Genomic DNA, 21,314 nt, shown 5'->3' on the forward strand with positions numbered 1-21,314 from the left:
ATATTATAAAAACAAAACGGGGTAAAAAGCTATTTGCGCAAGGGAATATTCCGTTGCGCAAATAATTTACAGCAGCGTGTTGATGCCAGCGATAAGGCGTTGAACGCCCTGTTCAAGTTTACTAAGCGGACAGCCAGCGTTCAGACGCACATAGCCTTTACCTTCATCCCCATAGGTATATCCCGGCATGATGGCCACTTTTTGCTGTTCAATCAGCACGTTTTGCAGCGTCTTGTCATCTATACCGAGTGGGCTAAGATCGATCCACGCCAGATAGGTGGCCTCGGGCGGTTGCCAGTTGAGTGTCGGAAAAGCACTGTTTAATTCGCGAGCAACAAACCGCAGATTCTCTTCGAGATAGGTCCGCAGCGCGTCCAGCCAGGGTTCGCCCTGCCGGTAAGCAGCAATGTGCGCGGTCAGCGCCAGCACGGAAGGGGAAGAGAGTCCGTCCCGACCTTTTAATGCATTCAGATAGGCGTTACGGCTGGCGTCATCGGCGATAAGCCCCCAGGCGCCCGTCAGCGCCGGAATGTTGAAGCTTTTGGAACCCGAGGTCAGCAGCGCCCATTTACCGCGCGCAACCTCATTCCACGGGGTGTGACGATGCGTGCCCCATACCATGTCCATATGAATTTCGTCGCTGATCACCGCTACGTCATAACGTTCACACAGGGCCGCCATTGTGGTCAGCTCCTCCCGCGTCCAGACTTTGCCGGTCGGGTTTTGCGGGCTACACAGCAGCAACACCTTGTTTTCCGGTTTTGACAGCGCCGCTTCCAGCGCGGCCATATCGCCCTCCCAGCCATGCGCTGTTTTCTGCATCGGCACGGAAACAACGGTACGCTGGTTGCCGTCGATGGCTTTATAAAAAGCATCGTAAGCCGGGGTATGAACCACCACGCCGTCGCCAGGCGAGGACCAGAGGCGGATCAGCTCCGAGACCATATAAATGACCGACGGCCCATACACCACGGTTTCGGTATCAATCTGACTGTTAAAGCGTTGCCGGAACCAGTGCGCCACGGCGGCCAGAAATTCGTCATTTTTCCAGCGACTGTAGCCAAACACCCCGTGGTTTATTCGCTGGTGCAGCGCATCGGTAATGCAGGGGGCGGTGGCGAAATCCATATCAGAGATGGTGAAGGGCAGCAGGTCGGCAGCGCCAAAACGGTCAGCGACATAATCCCACTGGGTACACCAGGTGCCGTGTCGATCCACGACGGTAGAAAAATCAAACATGACGGTGCTCCGTAAAGTAAAACCCCCTCATGACGAGGGGGGGCGAGGCATCAGGCTTCGACGGTTCGCATCAGGGTTGCCAGCTCATCCTTCACTGACTGTACCTGCGGGCCAATGACGACCTGCAAATTGTGTTGATTTAACTGTACTACGCCAATAGCCCGGTTAGCTTTAAGTGCGTTGGTATCCACTTTGGACATGTCCGCCACCGACAAACGCAGGCGGGTGATGCAGTTATCCAGAGAGGTAATGTTATCCGCACCGCCCAGCGCCGCCAGAATAGCAGGCGTGTTATATCCGGATTTCCCAACGGTACCAGCCACCGCCTGTTCAACGCTGGTGGCCGTATCGGTATCGCGGCCAGGCGTTTTCAGGTTAAAGCGGGTGATGGCGAAGCGGAAGATCCCGTAGTAAACCGCGAACCAGATGGCGGCCACAACCGGCACCAGATACCACTTGGTGGACAGACCGTGCAGGATACCGAAGACCACGAAGTCAATCACGTTACCGTCGGTGTTACCGATGGTCACACCGAGCACAGCCATCACGGTAAAGCCCAGGCCCGTCAGTACGGCGTGGATGAGGTACAGTACCGGTGCCACGAACAGGAACAGGAATTCGATAGGTTCTGTCGTACCGCCCACTACGCAGGCAATAACGCCGGAGATCAGCAGGCCTTTAATTTTATGACGATTTTCCGGACGGGCACAGTGGTACATCGCCAGCGCAGCGCCCGGCAGGCCGCCGAGGAAGGCAGGCATTTTACCCTGAGAGAGGAAACGCGTCGCACTTTCAGAGAAGCCGTGAGTGGTCGGGCAGCTCAGCTGGGCCTGGAAGATGGTCAGCGCGCCGCTAACGGAATGACCGCAAACGTCCATGGTGCCGCCGGCTTCCGTAAAGCGGATCAGGGCAACCAGGATGTGCTGTAAACCAAACGGCAGCAACAGACGTTCACCCTACCGAAAATCATCGGGCCGAAATCACCCGCGCCGTTGATAATGCGGCCAATACCGGTGATCCCCATGGCAAAAATCGGCCAAATCAGAGGGATGATCAGACCAAACAGACCCATCACAACCAGCGTAATGATTGGCACAAAGCGGGTCCCGCCGAAGAAGGCCAGCGCATCGGGCAGGCGGATGTTGTGGAATCGCTCGTGCAGCATCCAGATAATCACCCCCGCGATCACGGCTCCAAGGATCCCGGTATCGATGGACTGAATACCAATCACGCTCTGAATGTTATTGGCTTTCAGTACCGCCGCGTCGGTCGTGGGCAGGATCCCTTTGGCGGTCAGCCAGAAGTTAACCGCAAGGTTCATGACCGCATAGCCAACGAAGCCCGCAAACGCCGCCACGCCTTTGTTTTCGCGCGCCAGACCCAGAGGAATGGCGATACAGAACATTACCGGCAGGAAGCTAAAGGCAAACGATCCGACCTTGCTCATCCAGATGAATCATGATTGAAGTCATATTAATATGTTAAATCAGATAGTTAAGGTTATGCGGTTTTTCTATGGGGCATCAGTGGGGCATTTTGAGTAAATGATGCGTTCAAAATGCCCACCTGGTCATGGTTATTCTCGGTCATCCATTTACCGTAAACCGTGAATAGCATTTGCGCTGACGAATGGCCCATCTGGTGCGCAACGAAATTTGGGTTCGCTCCGGCGACCAGTGCCCAGCACGCATATGTGTTCCTGGTTTCATAAGACCGTCTTTGTCGGACGCCTGCACGACGCAGGGCAGTGCGCCAGGCTGAATTAATGGATCCTGGGACGTAGCACATCGTCTTCTTACCGTTCATTGAAGTAATGGACGGCGAGAATATAAAGGTGCATTCATCGGTTCTCTTTTTTTTGTATTCCCGTAGGCTGACGCTTACCTTGTGGGATGCCATCATTCTGGTCAGTGGCATTTGCGCCTTGAGTGCATCAATTGCTGGCTGGGTCAGCTGTATTGTTCGAATCCCGGCGTTGGTTTTTGGCAGGGTGAAGTTTCCCTTCAGGGAATAGTTCCGTGACACTGTAACAGTCCAGTTGACAGTATCCACATCCTCCCAGGATAACGCGCTTAGTTCGCCATGCCTGACGCCTGTATTTACCGCAAAGATAACCATATTCTGAAACTGTAGCGTTGGGCAGGCCGCAACCACTCGCTGATACTCATCAGAAGTAAGAGGATCTGGAACGGGCCTTTCTTTTGCAAGTGGGGTGATGCCTGCCATCAGATCGGTTTTCAGGTAGCCACTTTTGAAAGCAAAGCCCAGCATCCCGCCAAGACATGCCATATAGCTATTAACTGTAGGAACGCTCCTTCCCTTTTTGGGTGGATGATTTAGACCATGTCTGGTCTTCTGCCAGCCGTTCAGTAGCTCCTTCCTGGCACTAAGGATATCTTCAGTGTTCAGGCTGCCGATATACCTGTGCTCACCAATTGTTTCGATAGTGGTTGTGAGGTGGCAATCGTAACGCCTCAACGTCCCGAGGCTAAGCTCCATCTCCTTAAGGCCAAGCCATTTCGATTTCAGTTCAAGTAGTGAGATTTGCTTTCTGACGGTACTGAATTTCTCTGAGTTCGATGAATCCGGGAATTGTGAGGCATAATTGAATGTGCCTGTCTTTATCGCAAAGCAGACCGAAGCCCGAAGCTCACCTGCCATTTTCCTGTTTTTCGGCGTGTCAGGAACGCCGAGATTTTCCCTGACACGCTTCCCCTGATATATGAACCATATGCGTAACGATTCTCCATGAACCTCTACGCCTGTTGGGTATGCTGCCATAATCATTCCTCGTTTGATGTGCCAAAGGACATTTAAGCAGATATTCTCCGGCGTTTCGCTGGGCTTTGGTGCTCGATCCAGTGGTTTATCTCATCGCGGTTATACATGATTGGGCTGTTTTGCTTGGGTGCCATATCAGGGGAAACATGACGATAATGCTTTCCCTCCATCCAGGTTGACCGGCGGGCATGCTGAATCATGTGCTTTGACATGCCGGTTGTCGCAGTTAAAAGTTCCTCTGTGACCCATTTATTCGGTACCAGCTGAATAATGTCGCTCATGGTTTTCTCCAGGCAAAAAAGAACCCGGCACGATGGCCGGGGAAAGGGGGATAACGTGGCAGTGCATTCGCACCCAATAGCCGACTCAGTGAATCAGCTATCAGTTGCGTCATTCATTCGGATGGTTAACGATGTCGTAAAACTGCCCGTAGGTTATTTTCTGGAAGTTTCCCGGTATCTCTACTTCACCGTGGCGCTCTTCTTTGTTGTTCGGGATAGCGAATACCAGGCAGTCATCACGACCCGGGTGCTTACCGCCATACGTGGATAGCATCGCGAAACCGAAGCCACGGCCAGACTGTCCTCCGATACCAGTTCGCATAATGCCGTAGTGGTTAACGATGTAGTCTTTCCACTCAGGCAAAGATTTCAGTTTTTTGTTGGCCTCTTCCATTACCGCATCGAGCTCTTTGTTGAAAGCCCGGCCCTCTTTCGTATTCCCTTTCCCTCTCCCCAGCACTACCCGCTTACCATCAAACATTTCTTCACGCTTAATGGTCATAGGGCAGGGGAATTGATAACCCTTCTCCCACACAAAACCACTCAGCAAACCGCCTCCTCCACCCCATCCGGTGGAGGTTGTCCACGCAATAGCGCCAACCTTGCCAGCCGCTTCAGGCAAAATAGCGTTACGCTGCTCTCTGATTTCGTCATACCCTGCAATGAGCGACTTCACTTCATCTCCCTCAACCACGTAGTAATCATAAAATTTGCTTTGGTCTGACATAATCTCTCCTCATGCCGCACGCTGGGCGCGCAGCGTAAAATTACTTCCGCCAGGCAAAGGCTATTGGCTCCGGCGTAATCCACAGGTGGCGCATGTTCGCCACGTTCACCACATCAGAATCCCGCGGGTAAATCTCCACAGCATCCCGATCCCCATAACCAACGGCTGACTTTATCTCCTGCAATGCATCCCAACTGATGCCATCCTTCCACCGACCTGAGCTGCCAATGCTGGTGGTATTCACCGTCAGGCGGATGACGCCGTCGTCTTCCTGAAACTCCTGAACCAGAAAATAAGAGTTAGCCCACACGTTGCTCCGCTTGGGGTCGTGGCATCGTGCCGGCCACTGCGATTCCGGTACCGGTTTGAGTATTCCGATCACTTCTCATGCTCCTTAATTTTTTAATGTGCTCGCTCGTCTCCAGTTCGGCGCGTATCTGTGCCGCCTCACGGTGATCGAGGTGCTCAAAATCATTGTTAAAACGGTCGATTGAAGCGGTGTTGATCCGGCCCTGTCGCCAGTAGCGGACTATCTGTGATGTGCAGCTGTGGATGATGACAGGCCAACCGTGCTGGTCAGCGTAAATCTGACCCCGTTGAATGAGTGCAAACATCACGCACCTCACCGTTATTGATGGATGAACCTAGTTGAGATTTAGCGCTTTGATAAGCTGCTGAGGCTTCTTCTTCGGTTGCATAGTCACCGAGATATTTAGTCTTCCCATTTTTTGTTATGTGCGCAGTCCACCGACCTGAAGGTCTTTTTGATACCCCAACAAATTTTGATGCACTTCCTCTTCGTTTTCTTTGGTTTGACTGCTGTTCAGACAATGTCGACCATCTGCAATTTTCAGGACAATAACCAGAGGAGTTGTCTATTCGATCGAGAGTTGTTCCTTTTGGTCTCGGTCCCATATCTTCATAAAATGCTGAGAATTCCCTCCACCTATCGCATACGAATATTCCCCGGCCTCCGTAATCCTCATATCTCTTGTTATTTATATTGTTGCACCGCTGCATCATTGAGTCCCAACTGTGGTACTCGCGACTTCCTGTCATTCCATGCTTTCTGCTAATTTTTGAGACGGTTTCTCGATGAAGGCACCCACATGATTTAACTGATCCGTTTTTGAAGCTACATAGGCGGATGGCTTTTTTAGTTCCGCACTCACACTGAAACAAACCCATTTTGTGTTTCCTTTGTGATGGCAATTCCTCTAAAAAAGTCAGACGGTTCTTCTTATCTCCCGGTTTTAATTCTGTAGGCATATTACCCCCTAAATATCTTGGCCTGTCTTTCGGATAACTCTGCACAATCAACACATAACTTGACGCCTGGAATGGCCTTCCTTCTACTATCAGGAATTTTTGATCCGCATTCTTCACAACGTTCAGCTGATACGGCGTTGCGGTTGATCCGGTGAGCGGAAAGGGCAGCGTTACGCTGAAGCTCTTCAATCTCTGCTGCTGTGTCGATGATGTCCATGGCTATTCCTCAGGAATTTCTAAAGGTGAAAACTCAACAATTTCCCACTCCCAGCCTGGTGCAAGCTCGCAGCGACCATATTCGCCATATTGGCCTTTAAACAAGCTGGTTTCGATGGTGTAGGTTCCATCTTTTGGAAGGCGTTCATCGCGGTTTTCAATAATTTCCTTCTCAATTGCTTGCAGGTCTTCAATGGTGCAGGCCCCGCGGACTCCGCAAATAAAAGGGTCGGAGAAATCATCCATTACTAATAAATCGATAACGACCTTGCTCATGGTCAATGCTCCCGGAACTGTCGGTTAATTCGGTTGAAGGTGAATGCCAGCAATAAAAAAGGCCGCCGGAGCGACCTGGTGATTAGTGCTTTCATGCTGCGCCGCCTTCATTCTTTTCGGCTTCGACCGCCATCTGCTCAAGCCGTCGCGATAGCTCGGCGGCCAGAGCCTGGAATTCTTCCTCGGTGGCCACCGGGATCGGCACGAAGCGAATCCCGATGTGTGCGAGGTTGTTGGCAATTTCGAGGCTTTTCCTCAAATCAACGGGGGAGGCTCGGTTCATGCGGCGCGATCCTCTTCCTGGAAGATAATTTCCATTTCAAGCTTCTCGGCCAGCGCATTCTCCGCTCGGGCACCAGCGGAGTGCTCCCAGCCTTCAAGCATGTAGATAGCATCAGCACAGCGAAGCATAGACAGACAGATGTCCATGTACTCGGCCTGGGTTAATCCATCTGGTAGACGGGCGGGATTCAGAACAATATGGCCTTTCGACCAGAGATGAAAATGCGCATGGTTAAAAGCGGCGCGGTTAAAATTAGGTAGGCCGCTCATGGGCCCGGCAATATAAACTTTCACGATTCCACTCCGAAGCGGCGATTAAGCCTGCCTGTGTATACGACGAACTCCAGGAGGCTAACTCCCAGAGCTTCAATTTTCTTGTGATGCTTGTTGATGATGGGAGGCTCCGTTTCGTTCCAGTTTGGCTTTGGCTTCTTGCGCATGGCCTGCTGGATTTCCTCGGTGCAGCGGCGGCAGGCGGATCGGATGGCGTTTTCATTTGCTGGTGTCATGACTTGCCACCATGATTTGCAAATTCTCCATGGACTTGCTCGCGGAGTGCCCTGATTGCCACCTCAGCATCTGCAATTTCCTTGAAGTGTCCGGCAGTGAAATACTTGCCGTTAATAATCACCCTGGCGCGCCACCGCTTACGATGCTTATCCCAATTAACCCCTTTCACACCGCTCGTGTTATTGCTGCGCAGTGGCATATTTAATTGATTAAGTTGGTGGGTGACTTCACGTAGGTTGCCGATGGAGTTGTTGAGCTTGTTATTGTCGATATGGTCAATCTCTGTGGGCCAAACCCCATAACAGAAGAACCAAGCCAGCCGATGGGCGAGATAGCACTTCTTGCCGCAAGCTATTCGCCAGTAACCCTTGTTGTGCATCCTGCCGATCGGGTTTCCACTTTTCCTTCCAAAGAACTGGCCGGTAAATTTGTTGTACGCAAGCCCGGGAAACTCGTCGTTATAAATAAGCTGATCAATACCTTCGGTCATGCAGCCTCCCGCCTAGCTAGTAGCTTTGTACCAAACTCCATCAACACATCTCGCTCAACCGTAGTGAACTCACAATGCGTGCGGGGGTATGGCCGCCAAATAATCAGGATGGATCCTTTGCTATTGCCCGATACCGGCTTACCGGTGACCGGGTTGATAAATGCCAGCCGCCCGGCGGTGATGAAGCGAACCTCGCTGGCGGTCTGGATAGCCTCCTTAAACCAGCCAACCGATGTGTCTGCCGGAACCAGCATGACCGTGCCGATCTGATTTGCGCTTTCGGTAGCGGCCTTCTTAACGAACGGTGTGATGTCGCTGTATGGCTGGTTCATCCAGACGTAGCCAGGTACACTCAGGTAATCAGCCCAGGGAGTCTCCAGTGTATTCTGCTCGGCGGTGATGAACTTCCGGCACAGTGCGTTATGAGACGCCGCGGCGGCATCCAGTTGGAAGCAAAACTCAGCATCAAGGGAAGAGAAAAGGGCTGGGGGAGTGCGCCAGAGGTCGCGCTGATCTGCTGGTGTATTGCTGACGGTGTAATCAGTCATGATTCCTCCCGCTCCGGATCGTTTACATCCCAGCCATTACGCTCATTATTGGTTTGCAGCCGCTTATCTCCGACCTCTTCAATGCTGCGGCCGGTAATCTCTGCGACTTCAGCGTTTGAGTGTCGCCACAGCAGCGCCAGCTCTTCGAGTGACCACGCTTTCATAGCACTGACTCCATTTCGTCGATGTAGAGGCCCTGAGCAATCAGTCGGCTACGGCGGGCGGCGCGAGAAATGCACTCCTGCCGTCGTCCTTCCTGCGACTGCTCTATGGCGCGCCGGGTGAACAGGCGCGATTTACCCTGTGGCGTTACAACCTTCGGCTTCGTGACGAGGTCGAATGTCCGATCGCAGATGCCGTCCTCGTTGACCCATTTTTCCGACTCAACGATCTGAGCTATCTGCCCGGAGCCGCGGGTAATGCCGTTGGCTACACGGTTAAACTCGATGAGCGTTACGCCAAACTTCTCGGCGATTTCGCTGCCGGTTACCGGGCGGCCGCGCGTCTGAATCATCCAGATAACGCGCTCACGGAGGCCAGAGAATTGCCCGGTTCTCCCTGGCCTGCGGTAGAAGGGTGTGCGTTTCATTTCCACTGCTCCCCGAATGTGAAGCCGATCTCCGCCAGGGCCTCGTCCATCTTCTCGATGAACTCCGGCACCATTTCGTTGAAATCGGTCATGTATTGCGGATCCCGCTCAACGACGACGTGGTGAATACCTTCGCGCTTCATGCGCGGGTCGTAGTTTGCAAAGAACCAGGCGTCTTTTCCGGTAACCCACATGCTGTACTGCACCTGGGCCATGTACGCAGACTTGATGGCTTCGAAACCGCCAAGGCGGAATTTCATGAAGTCGCGGGAGGTGAACGGGCATTTCAATTCGAGGCCGAAATCGTTACTGCAAAGGCCGTCAGGGGAGCACGCGGTGCGCATGCTCTCGTCACGGAACAAGATCGGAGACTCCGTGACTTTCACGTCGGTGGTGAACTCGAAGAGGGTGCGGGCGTCTTCTTCATACTGCTTTCCCCAGGCCAGCGCCTTGGCGTTAACCTCTGGCGCCACGCCAGTGCATACCTCGGCGAGTAGAGTGTGGAAGTAGGACATTTTCATGTCTGTCCACTTCTTTCCCGATCTTGGCTTGGCGATGACGTTGTGCACTTCTGAGGCGGTTATAACGCCGAGCCTTAATTTGGCCCATGCTTCATCACCTTGCTCTACGGTGGATACATCAATTCCGGTCCTGGCCAGGATAATTTCTGGTGTCATAGTTTTACCCTGTATACGTTCTGCTTATTTGAACGGGTGCCATCGTGAAACCATATCGCGCACCTGGTGACTTCTATCCATTTACGCCGCTCAAGCTCGGCGATGAACCATGAAACGCGAGACCTTGAAATTCCTAAAATCTTTGCCATGTCGCGAATGCTGTGTTTTCCGCTTCGCAACAATGAAAGCAGGGATGGTGTCATGCTGCCGCCTTCTTCTTGAGGAAGCCTAAGGCCTTAACAGCCTCGGCTTGGGTAAGCTCGGATGAATCGCGAATATCACGACGGAAAATTTGCGAACAGACTGGGAGCAGGTTTTCTTCCCATGTCTTATCCATTGCGATAAGGACGTCGTTAATCTCCTTGATAATTTCGTCCCCTGCTGGGGTTACATCGCGTTCTGGCTGGCGTTCGGCTGAAAAGTTGATACCTTCTTCGCCCTCGGTGTTAACGTGGTCGATGGCGGCATCCAGGCGTTCACGGCGCGGCCAGTATTTTGCTGCCTGCTTCACGACCGTCTTGAGAATCATCTGTTCTTCGTCAGTGACCCACGGACACTTTTTACTGTTGTCAGATTTGTACTTCTTCCATGCTTCTGAGCGGTCACGGATGGAGTAGATGGCATCGATGCGCATCGTATGGGTGAGGTAATCACCATCGTCAGTTTTTACCGTTACATACGCCCCTACGATGTCCCCGCGCTGCTCTTCGGTATCAAAGTCGTTGTAGATATGGATCGGCGGCTTATCTAGCCCCTCGCGGCGGAACTGGTCGTTTCTGCGAACAATTGCCGACTGACACCACTTAATGGCGCCAGACTGTTGTGCAATATGCATCAGGCCCATGTAACTAATGTCGAGGCAAATCGCCCCTTTACGCGGAACCAGGTAAGCCAGCTTCTGAGCTGGGTTTAGCGAAATACCGATAGCCGCAACGTTGATGATTGCGTTCTGCGTGCTGGTCTGGTTCTGGAAAGCGACTTTCGCGAGGTAGTCGTTGTTCTGAAATAGTTGGATGGCAAACTGGCTTTCCTTCGCCCACACCATCCGCTCATCTGTGGCCGCCTTCATGAAAAGCGGCTCCTGTTGTTTGACGAAATCAACAAGGGTTAAGCTCATAGCCCCTCCTTAAAATGGGCAGGTTGGATGAAGGCGATCCCACTCTTCTTCGGCGCGGTCGTAACAGATGCGTGTGACATAGTCGTTATAGGCTTCCTCTGCCTTTTCACCGACTAGTGCCATTTGCGCTTCTTTTGGGAGAAACAGGCTACTCATTTGCAGAGCATATTTCGGGAACATGGCGATCAGTTCTTTCGCCCGGTTGTCGATCCACTTCTCCTTCTCGTCGGTGAGCTGCTACTCAACCCAGCGCCGATCTTCGATTCGGTCGTAAGTGAGGTATGCGTTCATGGCTGAACTCCTGAAATTTGGATGTGCAGATCCCGCCCGCAGAAAGCCAGGCCGATCGGTTGAATAGGGTTGTTAGTGCTGGATAGGGTTGCCGTGACCGTCCAGAAGAACATCAATCACGCAGTCACTGAGGCGGATGATCTCTGCATCGGTGTGCAGGTACACCCATTTGCGCTCCTGGATGACTGCTGAAACGCGATAGGTGCGGCCTTCATGCATTGCCATCATGCCGGGCGTGACGCACTGGCGAATGAGCGGGATGGTGCCATAGTGGGACATCATTTTTTACCCTCCACCTGAGCCAGTAAACCAGCAACGTGCATCTGCCAGCGATTCAGCACCAGTTTTTCCCGCGGTGCCGATACCGACGTCAGCTGCCACTCGTTATCGTTGAGCTTTTTGGCGGTGTACTGCTTGCCGTTGTGGGTGACTGTCATAAATCCTCTTGGCCTTATCGCGGCGAACGGAACGGTTAATACAAGACTTCAACGCATTTATTCAGTGTTTCAATGGGCGGTGGATGGCTGCCGGTTGTCATAACTTGAGCCACTCGTAAATGACTCCAGGTATGAAAAAGCCGCTGATTAGGCGGCTATTGAGGTTCGCGCGGCTTGTGATTGAATCGGTGCCACCCGTCAGTTAATTCAAATGGAGCATAACTTTCCCGGCGTTCAGCGAAACCAAGCTCAACGGACAGAGCGTGCAGCTCATGCCGGCGCTTAATCTGTTCCATCGCAATCCAGTCAGCATCGGCATTGCGCTTTTGAGCTTGCTTCGGCGTCAGGTCTAAACTGTTTATTTCACTTAGTTTCTGCTGGCGCTTGATGTCCTGTTTCATATTGCGAAGCACATTTATCATTGAGTCGATGCGCTTGATGTCGTCGATCATCCTCTTACCCTCTGTCGTTACCCGCTGATGCGGGAGAAATGCTTTGGTGCTGGCTCCCCACAATGAAGCAAGGAAGGCCGTCGTCGCCTTGGTGAGCCATTACCTCACCAACTAGCTGATAACCGTCTGCCAGCCCAAAACATTCCAGTTAGTGCCGGGATATTTATCCGCGCCCGGCTCGCGCTCCCTTGCTTTCCACAGTCAAAGGAATGCCGTAGACTGGATATTCCACAGTCAATAAAAGGATTTCTTTATGTCCATGAATGTATTTGCAGGAAAGAGAACTGAGGAATCAGTGGCATATGATTTAGCGCTGGCGCTTGCAGTAAAAGACCCATCCGCCAACACGCCAGAAGCTTTAATTGAGCGCATTGCTGATTTGCTTCCTGCCTGTCGTGAAGCAGCAAAGGAAAAGTACAAAGCAGAAGCACCTACGCCTTTTGGGATCGCTATAAAACGATAACTGATGCCAGGGCAGTCTCCAGTGCTGCCTTTATCAAATTCTGCCGATACCAGTGGTCATCTGATGCCCCTTTAACCGCTTCTTCAGCAGCAGCATAAGCTGCGTCAGCTGCTAAAATTACGCCATTGTTGCTTTTAAACATCGCTACTTCATCGTTTTTTATATCCATCACCATCGCCTCAAATAAGTGGAGTAGATTTGCCGTCAGCCCCTCGCGGAGAGAGGCTGCTAATAAAAAAGGCCGCCTGAGCGACCTCAGTCAGAAATAGTTATCAAGGTCACGCTTGACCCTTTCCAGGATGATTTTTGCATCATCAAGACTCTCAGCATCGAGAGCATCCCTTATGGCCATCGCCAGTTGCGTAGCGTCTGATTCGTAGTCATCAGCGCGACTCTCCCATTCGGAAGCCTCTTCCTCTGCATAGTAAATCCGATCCTCATACTCGCCTTCGAGTTCTGAGCGCACTTCATCACGAAGCTTCTCCTTGATGATTTCGGAGGCTTCTTCAATCGGCATTGTTTCCAGAATCGTCTCTGGCTGATGAGTGCCGTATTTCAGTGAGATGTCAGTAGCAAACATGCAACCTCCCAAAAAATGCCCGCGCGCTGGCGGGCCAAGAAGACTTTTCCAATCCAACCAGAACAGGATCATCGTCTCCTGTGCGGTTGAGATGGCAGTATTACCATCACCAAGCATCGGCGCCCGGTGCTTGAGGCTGGCTCTGTCGTTACCCGCTGATGCGGGAGAAATGCTTTGTGATTCAGCACAGCCCACTCAGCTTCGAATGGACTGGAATAAATCTTTTTTTCGCTTTGCCATAATTGCCGCTCTTCCTGAGCCCGCCTATGGTCCGACGCATGGTTTACTGTCGCGCCGTTCGACTGACCGAATCTCAACTTCGCCGCTGGCTAACTTCGCTCAGCTGTCGATGTTTCGTTTCGATGGATTGAATATACAAAACGTATTCTTATCATGCAATACGAAATGTATAATTGGTGGGTGGTTTTGTGATAACAAATTGTATTCTAAGGTGATTTATTTTTTTAAATACCAGTGCTACGCTTAAAAAAACAGCAGGAGGGATGTGCATGGTTCTGGATGAAGAGCGTATAAGCATGAAAATTCAGGCGATGGGGCGGGCGGTGATGGAATTGTCACTGGCAGATTTACCTATGACCCAGCAAAACATCATCGACAAGCTGGAGCAGTACCGGAAGGAAACAGGAAACGTGATAGGGAAGGGTGTGAACAGGGATGCAGCTGAGATAGTGCGGAAAGGGCAATAAAAAAGCCCGCACGGGCGGGCAGGTAGTGTTGCGATAGTTATTGTTATCAGCTTCAGGCTGAATAGTTATCGGCAGAATGGCGGATAGCTTTATGGGTGGGCAATAAAAAACCCGGCGCGGTGGCCGGGGTATAGATAACGGCTAGATAAGGTAAGGAGGAGTGGGGGGCCTGAAAGGTGGGTGAGACGAAAAATCAACTATCTTGATCTCGCCTGGAGTAAGCTCATTCATATAGTGAAGAACATACTCAGACGTTCTATCTCCAAATGGCTTAGTCATATCGTAAGCATCAATCCCGATATGGTAATGCCAGAGTTTATACTGTAGCGCCACCTTCACTTTATTTACGAAGTCTCGATCATCTTTGGATACGCTGTCAGAAGATTTGTTTCTTCCTTCAAGGGCATTAAAGCCGTTGGCTTTAAGATGATCTATGAACGCCTTAATTTTTTTCCTGTCATCAGCAGGAAAGTTTAAGACCTCTTTCGCAAATAGAACTCCCACATCCACTTTCAACTTTGTGACACCTTCCTAAGCCAGTCATCAAAATCGTCAAGGGTTTCAAGGCCATCAGGCACAGTCACAAAGTCCCCAGACACCATTTTTTGCATACGATCTAGTTCAAAGTTGAAGGGGAACTCAGCCTGAGACATAAATCGACCCTCTTCAATTACAATGCATTCTTTCAACAGCTTGTTGTCCAAAACAGCCTGTTCATCACCAGCTTTGGCCCAAGCTGAGCCAGGAAGGTGAGTAAGGCGGGATAAATTAGCAGCTGTCATATGACCATATACAGTAATTATATTATCAATAATGCAGCGGAAATCCCCTACCTCATCGACAAACTCTGGTGTAACTGTTTGGAAACCACCATCTTCTGTGAATTCAAGCGTACTTATTAAGGTAGAGATATGGTGATTTTGATAGTCCTTTACAGCATGGTACAGCTGAGGTTGTACAGGACCATAAGTCCACTTAGCAAAAAAATCTTCCACTAAAGGCTTATCTAATATTTTCAAGCTCCACGACTGAGCAAAAAATACCAGTTTTTGAAGCTTCATAGGCGTAAGATCAGTGATCTTAGCCCCTTTAGCTCTTTCAATAAAGGCATTAGCTACTGCAATTGTTGAGTAAGCCATCACATGCCCCCTTTAACAAAATTATAACGACAAAAATCTTCTCCAAAAGTGAAAGCTTTCAGAGATACTGTATGGATAACCAGTTATTAAAATACACTGAGTTAACCATAACGTCTATCTTAAATGTAATATCGGTTTACGTCACTGCAAACTGGATAGCATATCGTGCTAATGATTAAAAAATGATAGCACGATAGATCTGTATGCTACCCAAACGTCTCTTCAGGCCGCTACCAGCTATGCGTCGACCAGAACACCTTTCCGCTCACACCAGCCGCAGCTTCGTCTCTACAGCAACACCGATAATTCGACAGTTACCATTCACCGGAACAAGAGGCCATTGCGGGTTTAGACCCTTCAGGTACTTCTGCCCACCGTCGATCACTAACTTCTTAAATGTTGCCTCGTTCGAATCGGATAGCTTTGCTATTACCAGACTGCCATTTACCGCATCTCTACCGGTGTCGAAAAGTACATAGGTTCCTTCAGGTATGCTCAAGCCAGTAGGGGCTGTCATTGACTCGCCCTCAACGAGCAACCAGAACGCGTCACCCTGAATGTGAGCATTCGACTCAAGCCACAGATCTATATCTTTTAGGGTGTATGGCTCAACCGCTTCGCACCATGAACCAGCCTGGACACTGCTGATTACTGGATACTTGTTACCAGGATTGTAGGGGCCAGCGTACTCCACATCACCCTTAAGCGTGTCGTCAATGATCATACCGCCAGCTCCTACGGAGAAGTTCTTTTTGCCAAGGAACTGCAATATTTTTGCGATCTCGGAAAGGCTTGGCTCACGCCGAGCGTTCAGCCAATGACTTACCGCACCTTTAGTAATACCGAGGTGCTCCGCCAGCTGTTCCTGATTGATGCCCTGACTTTTCATCAGGGTCTTAGCTAAGTCGTACCATTTCATAGTCATACCCGAATGATACAAGTTGTATATATTTGCGCGAGCCACAATTCGTATATTTTACTTGCGAACAAAGAATACAAAACGTATATTTAAGTTGTTTAAAGGAGACCCGACATGAACAATATCCGAAAAATCCGCAGAAACATCGGTTTGACTCAGCGACAGATTGCCGAAGAGCTGAACCTGTCGACAGGTGCGGTTTGCCATTACGAAAAAAATAAACGCAGCTTAAGCCTTGAGCAGTGCCGGGCGATTGTTGCAGCTCTGAATAAGCATGGCGCTTCAGTAAGCGTTGATGACGTTTTTCCACCAATCAGCAACAACGCCGCCTAATTGGCGGCCCTAACCACGAAAGGGAAAGCAATGCATTCACTTACGTATCACGAGAATAACGGATTCACTGCGAGTCCGATGATTTCGGTAAATCAAAGCGTTCCGCGCAATAACAGTAAGCTGACCAGGATCCGCGAAGCTGTTCGCGCCTGGCAGAAGGCAACGCCCGGACAGGCTCAGGTTCACATTTCGCAGCTGGTAGCAAAGGAGTGGCTGACGCGCGGCGGTCGTGGATTGCTGCTGGCCGGTTCTGAGCACAACACCAAGCAGAACTTCTTCCGGATGATTAACGACCCGGGACCTAAGAACGATAAAGGCCTGGTGCTACTGATCCCCGTCATTGTTGATGTGATGGCTCGGGATAACGAGAAAGTGGCGAGAGAGTTCGGTCTTGTCGCAAAGACTGAGGCCGAACTGATAGCCGAGGCCATGAAAGAGTGCACTGAAGCGCATCAGGCGAAGTTACTTGGTCAGCCGATACAACGCCTTGAGAAAGAGGTGAGAGAAGCTGCTGAAGCACTGCTGCGCTTCCTGCCAACTGAATCAATCGCTGCGGTGGTGACAAGTCTGGACGCTATGGCGCCGGGAGTTATGTGATGGGTACTACCAAAAAAGCGAAAGCCCTTGAAGCGGTCACTTCAAAGGCCCTTATCACACTGTGTTACGCCAAGTAACGGGAGTAAGTATGTCAAAAACTCGCAAAAAGTACCAGGAAAAAGAGGAACGTCGCCATCCAGATTCACCAGATGGCCTGGTTGTCGCCGCCTCAAAAAACAGGGCGTTCGCTGAGCGCTTCGTTGGCATGGCAAGACTGGCACTGATTCAGGCAGGGGTGAAGCATGGGCGTCGTTAAGCATTTAGCAGACTACAGGCCGCCGCTGGAGGTCGTGGAGCATCGTGTGGCGCAACTGGAAGATGGGTTCACTCGCGTCGCGAATGAGCTTCTTGATGCCGTTATGGCTTCAGGTTTGAGCGAAACTGAGATGTGCATTGTGCTGGCCGTCTGGCGCAAAACATACGGCTTCAATAAAAAAATGGATTGGGTCAGCAACGAGCAACTTGAGCAGATGGTTGGTAAGCACCACACGCATTGCTCTACTGCCAAAAACCTGCTGATCGGCAAGAAGGTATTCATTCAGGAAGGCCGTAAAGTGGGCATGAATACCAATGTTTCCGAGTGGAAAACGAAGGTTAACGGATTCTGCAAAACATTAGCTAAACCTGCTAAGAAAACCTTAGCAGAAGTTGCTAACAGAACTAAGCAGAAGGTGCTAACCACAAAAGACAATAATCAAAATACAGAAAAACAAGATCCCCCTAAATCCCCCCAGGGGGAAAACTCACTCGCTCAGGAAGTGATGGATTACTTCAACGAGCTAACGGGTAGTCGTTGTGCTGCGCTGGCACCTTTTGAGAAAGCTCTCTCCACGGTGAAGAGCAAAGACCAGTGCTACACCGCTGAAGAGCTGAAGCTGGTTATCCGCTGGGCCCATGTGAACTGGGGTCACAGCTTCAAGCCAGAGAATCTGTGCCGTATGACCCGCTTTGATGGATACCTGTCAGACGCCCTGATATGGGCTGATGGCCAGGGAAGCAATCCGGCAGCCTGTCCGCACGAAGAGATCATCAAGCTCTGGAATGAAAAATTCCCTTCGAAGGCCGTTTCTATGCATGAGTGGAACCGCCGCCGTCCGGCCTATCGTGACCTGGAAGCTGTGTGGAACGGCAAAACCACCCAGGGCAACTGGCGCGAACTGAAGCACATGGGCATGGCCTTCGAGCTAATTAGCAAGTCTTCCCTGTTCGGCACCAGAGGCGATCAGCCATGGCTGACACTCGACTGGATCCTGAATCCGAAGAACTGGGGATCTGTCTACGAGCAGGCCATCAACGAGCACCGTGAGCGCAAGGGAGTCAAAGCATGAGCCGTTTTATTGATTTATACGTTGAGCAGGCCGTCATTGGCGGAATAATGCTCGCAGCGGGCCGCACAGACGGCGTTGACATGGCGACTGACGCGATTGAGGGGCTGACTGAGGATCACTTCACAGCAACGCCTCACAAGGTGGCTCTGCGGTCCTATAAGCGCCTTAACGAATCCGGGGAGAAGATAGACCTGCTGACACTGACCAGCGACCTTGAGCGCCTTGGAGTGCTGGAGAGTGCGGGCGGATTCGCTTACCTGGCTGAATGCAGCAAGAACACACCGTCGTTCGCGAACCTTGCCTCGTACTGCGAAAAGTTGCGGGAAATGCATCTCGGCCGCCGGATGACCCTGGCGCTACAGGTAGGGATCCAGAAGCTGTCCGAACCATCCAGTGAGGGTATCGCTGACATCATCGGCAACATACAGGCCGATATCTCCGGTATTGAGCACAGTGCTGACTATGGCACCGAGCACATCACTACCGGGATCGACATGTCGTTAGATACCATCCAGTCGATTATTAGCGGCGATATCTGGAAGCACAAAACCGAGCTGGGCATGGCGACCATCGACAGCGCATTCGGCGGGTTCAACAACACCGATTTCATCGTTGTCGGCGGGCGCCCTGGCATGGGGAAAACCATGTTCAGCACCACCGTGACCGAGACAGTCGGCCTGAAAAACAAAAAGCCTGTGCTTTTCTTCAGTCTGGAAATGCCAGTTGATCAGATCTCGGAGCGTGTCGCGTTCCACCGGGCCCGGGTGAGCAAAGAGGATTTACTCAGCAAGCAAAGCGGCGTGATGGACGGGGCCTGGGGAAAGGTCGGCCACTGCATGAAGGATTTCATCGACTCTCCGATCTACATCAATGACAAGCCATCCCTAAGCGTTCACCAGGTGCGTGCGGAAGCGCGGCGTATGAGTAAGAAGCTGGGCGGACTGGGCGTGGTAATCGTCGATTATCTCCAGAAGATGCGCATGTCTGACCCTGAGAACATGAACCGCAGCGTAGGGGAGATCGCCACCGGCCTGAAAAACCTGGCGAAAGAGTTGCGTTGCCCGGTCATCGCACTGGCTCAGCTTAACCGTAAGGTCGAAGAACGTGCTAATAAGCGCCCGGTCGCAGCTGACCTCCGCGAGTCCGGTGTTATCGAGCAGGAAGCCGATGTGATTTTCATGATCTACCGGGATGAGAAATACAACCCGAACACCGAACTGAAAGGCATCACCGAAATCATCTGTGTGAAGTCCCGCCATGCGCCGGGGGCAGAAAAGACCTACCACTTCAGCAGCCGCTACTCAGGCCTGGATCCGGTTGCATTCCACCATAGCGAGCAGCAGGAGATTGACCATGATTACGAGTGCTAACGACTCAACCGCAATGCAAATCATCATGAACTCACAATACGCCGAGTTTCCCGAAACCCTCCTGACGCTGGAGTTATGCCGCGCCACTGCCCGGGCTGACGGTCGCAAGATTGGCGAATCACTCCGGGCCTGCGCAAAGGCAAAGGCTCGCCAGGCTAAGAACCGCAATCTCTACAACACGCTGATCGAGATGTCCCGCAGCCAGTTCCCGGAAACGCAGATGACCCGCATCCGTGGCTGCGTAGACCGGATGGAGAAGGCCCTGGGTCGTGAAATGCGCGTTCTGGATATCACAGCAGAAGATGTCATCGAATTTAGCGAGGAGGCGGCATGAGTAAATTCACATGCACACCTAACCCTCTTAACAACCTATTCAATCAGTGCCTGGCTTCTGTCAGGGGCGGGAGAGCATCAGTATGAGCAGCAGAGAAGCGTTTGAAGCATGGGTTGATTCTAACTTCCCATTCAAAAAAGACCGTTTTGACTTGTTTAGAGGGGAATATAAAAGCCAGTTTACTAAACAGCTCTGGCAATCATGGCAGGCGAGCCGTGAAGGTCTGGATGCAAAACTCAAATCCGCAGAAAACAACGATGTTGATGCACGATGCCATGTCGCCGAACTCGAAGCCAAGTGCGCGGCGCTGGCTGCGGAGCTGAGTGCAGTTGAAACAATTCACAACGACGCCGTGTTCATCACAGACGAACACTATGAGCAATGCCCGCCGGAAGTGCAGAAAATGATTCGTTCACTGGCGGTGTTGCAGATTCCTGCGTACCAGGCTTTCCTGGCTGAAGTGCGGGCGCATGACCTCAACGCTTTCATTCGGCATCACAGTGCAGAACTGGATGCGCATATTAAAAACGGTGGTGAGCAGTTCGACGAAAAATCAGTACGCATCAGAGACATCATCGTCTCAGCCCGCTTGTTCAGGGAGCAGATTCGCAAGGAGGCCGCCCAATGAGCAACATCGACAAACATGCCGTCCAAGCAGTTGCCGATTTGAAAGCTGGTTACACCCTCGGTCACGCTGATGTGGCAACCCTGAACGAGCTGGCGCGTATCGCACTGGCATCGCTCGAATCGGAGCCTGTGGCGGTTACCGATGATATGGCTTACGCATTCCATCATGCGCTGTCAGATTCATCGTTAGGCGCTGATGAAGTCGAAGAAATTAAGGCTGGGTTGCGTGCTGCATTCGCTAATGTCACCGCCCAGCCAGCGCCGGTATCTGTGCCCGCTGCGATGGAAATGGATGATGACTTTGACAGCGCGTTTGAACACGGAAAAGCTGTCGGCTGGAACGCCTATCGCGCAGCCATGCTTCATGGTGCCGAACTTGTAAAGGCGGCTAACAAGTTGCCAGATGATTTCGACTTCGACCGCTTTAACGATGTCGTGTGGCTGGAGGCTGTTGCAAGCAATCCGCACATGCATTCACCAACAACATCGACTATCGCTATGGTGGCGCTTGAGCTGAACAGGAAATTAGCTGATGGCAAATCTCCGGTGATTCCGGATGGTTGGGTGATGGTGCCGGTTGAGCCGACAGCGGAAATGATTTCTTCAGGTATTACCGCTCATTTCGAGCGCAACCAAATTCAGATTCATGACAGCCCTGCGCCGGGGCCGATGGAATGTGCGTATGTGGCCATGCTCGCAGCAGCACCGCAGCAGGAGGTGAAGTGATGCAGAACA

The 21,314-nt window shown here is 51.5% G+C and carries 36 protein-coding genes and 3 pseudogenes; 10 read left to right on the forward strand and 29 right to left on the reverse strand.

Annotated elements, in window-relative coordinates; genetic code table 11:
* Positions 1-66: 66 nt before the first annotated feature.
* From ACNQ0W_RS09915 to ACNQ0W_RS10030, 24 genes and pseudogenes are all read right to left on the reverse strand, one after another.
* Positions 67-1,239, reverse strand: coding sequence for a MalY/PatB family protein (locus ACNQ0W_RS09915; RefSeq protein ID WP_062932600.1), 1,173 nt, complete (start codon positions 1,237-1,239; stop codon positions 67-69).
* A gap of 50 nt (positions 1,240-1,289) precedes the next feature.
* Positions 1,290-2,695, reverse strand: a pseudogene (gene malX / locus ACNQ0W_RS09920) (maltose/glucose-specific PTS transporter subunit IIBC); the annotation flags it as partial.
* A 44-nt stretch (positions 2,696-2,739) separates the two neighbouring features.
* Complete coding sequence (locus tag ACNQ0W_RS09925) at positions 2,740-4,020, reverse strand: site-specific integrase (protein WP_063613842.1); 1,281 nt, start codon at positions 4,018-4,020, stop codon at positions 2,740-2,742.
* Between the two features lie 32 nt (positions 4,021-4,052).
* Positions 4,053-4,301: an excisionase family protein gene (locus ACNQ0W_RS09930; RefSeq protein WP_054830143.1), complete on the reverse strand. Its 249-nt coding sequence runs from the start codon at positions 4,299-4,301 to the stop codon at positions 4,053-4,055.
* 109 nt (positions 4,302-4,410) lie between these two features.
* Positions 4,411-5,028 carry a hypothetical protein gene (locus tag ACNQ0W_RS09935; RefSeq protein WP_063613843.1) on the reverse strand — a complete coding sequence of 206 codons (618 nt, stop codon included), beginning with the start codon at positions 5,026-5,028 and terminating at the stop codon, positions 4,411-4,413.
* A 40-nt stretch (positions 5,029-5,068) separates the two neighbouring features.
* Complete coding sequence (locus ACNQ0W_RS09940; protein ID WP_234636313.1) at positions 5,069-5,338, reverse strand: DUF7694 domain-containing protein; 270 nt, start codon at positions 5,336-5,338, stop codon at positions 5,069-5,071.
* Positions 5,339-5,408: 70 nt separating this feature from the next.
* A pseudogene (locus tag ACNQ0W_RS09945) lies at positions 5,409-5,642 on the reverse strand (DUF4222 domain-containing protein); the annotation flags it as partial.
* A complete protein-coding gene (locus tag ACNQ0W_RS09950) occupies positions 5,605-6,297 on the reverse strand; it encodes an AP2 domain-containing protein (protein WP_080470089.1) in 693 nt (230 codons plus the stop codon). The gene ACNQ0W_RS09950 and the pseudogene ACNQ0W_RS09945, both read right to left, overlap by 38 nt.
* Before the next feature lies 1 nt (position 6,298).
* A complete protein-coding gene (locus ACNQ0W_RS09955) occupies positions 6,299-6,514 on the reverse strand; it encodes a TraR/DksA family transcriptional regulator (protein WP_063613845.1) in 216 nt (71 codons plus the stop codon).
* Between the two features lie 2 nt (positions 6,515-6,516).
* Positions 6,517-6,789, reverse strand: coding sequence for a hypothetical protein (locus ACNQ0W_RS09960; protein WP_063613846.1), 273 nt, complete (start codon positions 6,787-6,789; stop codon positions 6,517-6,519).
* A 91-nt stretch (positions 6,790-6,880) separates the two neighbouring features.
* A complete protein-coding gene (locus ACNQ0W_RS09965; RefSeq protein ID WP_063613847.1) occupies positions 6,881-7,072 on the reverse strand; it encodes a DUF1382 family protein in 192 nt (63 codons plus the stop codon).
* On the reverse strand, positions 7,069-7,365 hold the full coding sequence (locus tag ACNQ0W_RS09970; RefSeq protein ID WP_001514150.1) for a DUF4406 domain-containing protein: 297 nt from the start codon (positions 7,363-7,365) through the stop codon (positions 7,069-7,071). The genes ACNQ0W_RS09965 and ACNQ0W_RS09970 overlap by 4 nt, the downstream gene beginning before the upstream one ends.
* Positions 7,362-7,580 carry a hypothetical protein gene (locus tag ACNQ0W_RS09975; protein ID WP_180261540.1) on the reverse strand — a complete coding sequence of 73 codons (219 nt, stop codon included), beginning with the start codon at positions 7,578-7,580 and terminating at the stop codon, positions 7,362-7,364. The genes ACNQ0W_RS09970 and ACNQ0W_RS09975 overlap by 4 nt, the downstream gene beginning before the upstream one ends.
* Positions 7,577-8,071: an HNH endonuclease gene (locus ACNQ0W_RS09980; RefSeq protein ID WP_047359559.1), complete on the reverse strand. Its 495-nt coding sequence runs from the start codon at positions 8,069-8,071 to the stop codon at positions 7,577-7,579. The genes ACNQ0W_RS09975 and ACNQ0W_RS09980 overlap by 4 nt, the downstream gene beginning before the upstream one ends.
* Positions 8,068-8,619 (reverse strand): phage N-6-adenine-methyltransferase, encoded by a 552-nt coding sequence (locus ACNQ0W_RS09985; protein ID WP_180261539.1) that lies wholly within the window; start codon positions 8,617-8,619, stop codon positions 8,068-8,070. The genes ACNQ0W_RS09980 and ACNQ0W_RS09985 overlap by 4 nt, the downstream gene beginning before the upstream one ends.
* Positions 8,616-8,783 carry a hypothetical protein gene (locus tag ACNQ0W_RS09990; RefSeq protein WP_165729879.1) on the reverse strand — a complete coding sequence of 56 codons (168 nt, stop codon included), beginning with the start codon at positions 8,781-8,783 and terminating at the stop codon, positions 8,616-8,618. The genes ACNQ0W_RS09985 and ACNQ0W_RS09990 overlap by 4 nt, the downstream gene beginning before the upstream one ends.
* A complete protein-coding gene (locus ACNQ0W_RS09995) occupies positions 8,780-9,208 on the reverse strand; it encodes a regulator (RefSeq protein ID WP_180261538.1) in 429 nt (142 codons plus the stop codon). The genes ACNQ0W_RS09990 and ACNQ0W_RS09995 overlap by 4 nt, the downstream gene beginning before the upstream one ends.
* A complete protein-coding gene (locus ACNQ0W_RS10000) occupies positions 9,205-9,885 on the reverse strand; it encodes a lambda exonuclease family protein (protein WP_180261537.1) in 681 nt (226 codons plus the stop codon). Before ACNQ0W_RS10000 ends, ACNQ0W_RS09995 begins: the two co-directional genes overlap by 4 nt.
* The gene (locus ACNQ0W_RS10005; protein ID WP_024189106.1) at positions 9,882-10,088 is read right to left on the reverse strand and encodes a winged helix-turn-helix transcriptional regulator; all 207 of its coding nucleotides are present in this window, start codon (positions 10,086-10,088) and stop codon (positions 9,882-9,884) included. Before ACNQ0W_RS10005 ends, ACNQ0W_RS10000 begins: the two co-directional genes overlap by 4 nt.
* Positions 10,085-11,002 (reverse strand): recombinase RecT, encoded by a 918-nt coding sequence (locus tag ACNQ0W_RS10010; protein WP_180261536.1) that lies wholly within the window; start codon positions 11,000-11,002, stop codon positions 10,085-10,087. The genes ACNQ0W_RS10005 and ACNQ0W_RS10010 overlap by 4 nt, the downstream gene beginning before the upstream one ends.
* A 9-nt stretch (positions 11,003-11,011) precedes the next feature.
* A pseudogene (gene gamL / locus ACNQ0W_RS10015) lies at positions 11,012-11,293 on the reverse strand (host nuclease inhibitor GamL).
* 72 nt (positions 11,294-11,365) lie between these two features.
* Positions 11,366-11,575: a cell division protein FtsZ gene (locus ACNQ0W_RS10020; RefSeq protein WP_180261535.1), complete on the reverse strand. Its 210-nt coding sequence runs from the start codon at positions 11,573-11,575 to the stop codon at positions 11,366-11,368.
* Positions 11,572-11,730: a hypothetical protein gene (locus tag ACNQ0W_RS10025; protein WP_045622368.1), complete on the reverse strand. Its 159-nt coding sequence runs from the start codon at positions 11,728-11,730 to the stop codon at positions 11,572-11,574. Before ACNQ0W_RS10025 ends, ACNQ0W_RS10020 begins: the two co-directional genes overlap by 4 nt.
* Before the next feature lie 155 nt (positions 11,731-11,885).
* Positions 11,886-12,182 (reverse strand): regulator, encoded by a 297-nt coding sequence (locus ACNQ0W_RS10030; RefSeq protein WP_180261534.1) that lies wholly within the window; start codon positions 12,180-12,182, stop codon positions 11,886-11,888.
* 253 nt (positions 12,183-12,435) lie between these two features.
* On the opposite strand from ACNQ0W_RS10030, the gene ACNQ0W_RS10035 reads away from it, so the two are divergent.
* Positions 12,436-12,645 carry a hypothetical protein gene (locus ACNQ0W_RS10035; protein WP_023303584.1) on the forward strand — a complete coding sequence of 70 codons (210 nt, stop codon included), beginning with the start codon at positions 12,436-12,438 and terminating at the stop codon, positions 12,643-12,645.
* Here ACNQ0W_RS10035 and ACNQ0W_RS10040 read toward each other — a convergent pair.
* Together ACNQ0W_RS10040 and ACNQ0W_RS10045 are read right to left on the reverse strand one after the other, a co-directional pair.
* Entirely contained in the window at positions 12,632-12,814 is a 183-nt protein-coding gene (locus ACNQ0W_RS10040) for a hypothetical protein (RefSeq protein ID WP_063945715.1), read from the reverse strand. The two genes, ACNQ0W_RS10035 and ACNQ0W_RS10040, sit on opposite strands and share 14 nt — an antisense overlap.
* A 90-nt stretch (positions 12,815-12,904) precedes the next feature.
* A complete protein-coding gene (locus ACNQ0W_RS10045) occupies positions 12,905-13,297 on the reverse strand; it encodes a hypothetical protein (RefSeq protein WP_200517957.1) in 393 nt (130 codons plus the stop codon).
* A 437-nt stretch (positions 13,298-13,734) separates the two neighbouring features.
* On the opposite strand from ACNQ0W_RS10045, the gene ACNQ0W_RS10050 reads away from it, so the two are divergent.
* The gene (locus tag ACNQ0W_RS10050) at positions 13,735-13,932 is read left to right on the forward strand and encodes a hypothetical protein (protein ID WP_063840716.1); all 198 of its coding nucleotides are present in this window, start codon (positions 13,735-13,737) and stop codon (positions 13,930-13,932) included.
* Between the two features lie 141 nt (positions 13,933-14,073).
* Here ACNQ0W_RS10050 and ACNQ0W_RS10055 read toward each other — a convergent pair whose 3' ends face one another.
* From ACNQ0W_RS10055 to ACNQ0W_RS10065, 3 genes are all read right to left on the reverse strand, one after another.
* On the reverse strand, positions 14,074-14,448 hold the full coding sequence (locus ACNQ0W_RS10055; protein ID WP_047345146.1) for a hypothetical protein: 375 nt from the start codon (positions 14,446-14,448) through the stop codon (positions 14,074-14,076).
* Entirely contained in the window at positions 14,445-15,071 is a 627-nt protein-coding gene (locus ACNQ0W_RS10060) for a Panacea domain-containing protein (RefSeq protein ID WP_063851988.1), read from the reverse strand. The genes ACNQ0W_RS10055 and ACNQ0W_RS10060 overlap by 4 nt, the downstream gene beginning before the upstream one ends.
* A 265-nt stretch (positions 15,072-15,336) precedes the next feature.
* Positions 15,337-15,996 (reverse strand): LexA family protein, encoded by a 660-nt coding sequence (locus ACNQ0W_RS10065; protein WP_047058701.1) that lies wholly within the window; start codon positions 15,994-15,996, stop codon positions 15,337-15,339.
* 108 nt (positions 15,997-16,104) lie between these two features.
* Between ACNQ0W_RS10065 and ACNQ0W_RS10070 the strand changes: the two genes are divergently transcribed.
* The 8 genes from ACNQ0W_RS10070 (at position 16,105) to ACNQ0W_RS10105 (ending at position 21,305) form a co-directional block, all read left to right on the forward strand.
* On the forward strand, positions 16,105-16,323 hold the full coding sequence (locus tag ACNQ0W_RS10070; RefSeq protein ID WP_022650973.1) for a helix-turn-helix transcriptional regulator: 219 nt from the start codon (positions 16,105-16,107) through the stop codon (positions 16,321-16,323).
* A gap of 30 nt (positions 16,324-16,353) precedes the next feature.
* A complete protein-coding gene (locus tag ACNQ0W_RS10075; RefSeq protein WP_180261533.1) occupies positions 16,354-16,920 on the forward strand; it encodes a toxin YdaT family protein in 567 nt (188 codons plus the stop codon).
* 88 nt (positions 16,921-17,008) lie between these two features.
* The gene (locus tag ACNQ0W_RS10080) at positions 17,009-17,176 is read left to right on the forward strand and encodes a hypothetical protein (RefSeq protein WP_013095956.1); all 168 of its coding nucleotides are present in this window, start codon (positions 17,009-17,011) and stop codon (positions 17,174-17,176) included.
* Positions 17,163-18,248, forward strand: a complete 1,086-nt coding sequence (locus ACNQ0W_RS10085) for a replication protein (RefSeq protein ID WP_180261532.1) — start codon at positions 17,163-17,165, stop codon at positions 18,246-18,248. Before ACNQ0W_RS10080 ends, ACNQ0W_RS10085 begins: the two co-directional genes overlap by 14 nt.
* Entirely contained in the window at positions 18,245-19,618 is a 1,374-nt protein-coding gene (locus ACNQ0W_RS10090; protein WP_180261531.1) for a replicative DNA helicase, read from the forward strand. Before ACNQ0W_RS10085 ends, ACNQ0W_RS10090 begins: the two co-directional genes overlap by 4 nt.
* Positions 19,602-19,952, forward strand: a complete 351-nt coding sequence (locus ACNQ0W_RS10095) for a hypothetical protein (RefSeq protein WP_058663668.1) — start codon at positions 19,602-19,604, stop codon at positions 19,950-19,952. The genes ACNQ0W_RS10090 and ACNQ0W_RS10095 overlap by 17 nt, the downstream gene beginning before the upstream one ends.
* A gap of 82 nt (positions 19,953-20,034) precedes the next feature.
* Entirely contained in the window at positions 20,035-20,580 is a 546-nt protein-coding gene (locus tag ACNQ0W_RS10100) for a hypothetical protein (protein ID WP_234783200.1), read from the forward strand.
* Positions 20,577-21,305: a hypothetical protein gene (locus ACNQ0W_RS10105; protein ID WP_251841662.1), complete on the forward strand. Its 729-nt coding sequence runs from the start codon at positions 20,577-20,579 to the stop codon at positions 21,303-21,305. The genes ACNQ0W_RS10100 and ACNQ0W_RS10105 overlap by 4 nt, the downstream gene beginning before the upstream one ends.
* Positions 21,306-21,314: the final 9 nt, after the last annotated feature.

It is taken from the genome of Enterobacter cloacae complex sp. 6730903 (assembly GCF_048283985.1).
In the GTDB taxonomy this organism is placed as follows: Bacteria; Pseudomonadota; Gammaproteobacteria; order Enterobacterales; family Enterobacteriaceae; genus Enterobacter; species Enterobacter hormaechei_C.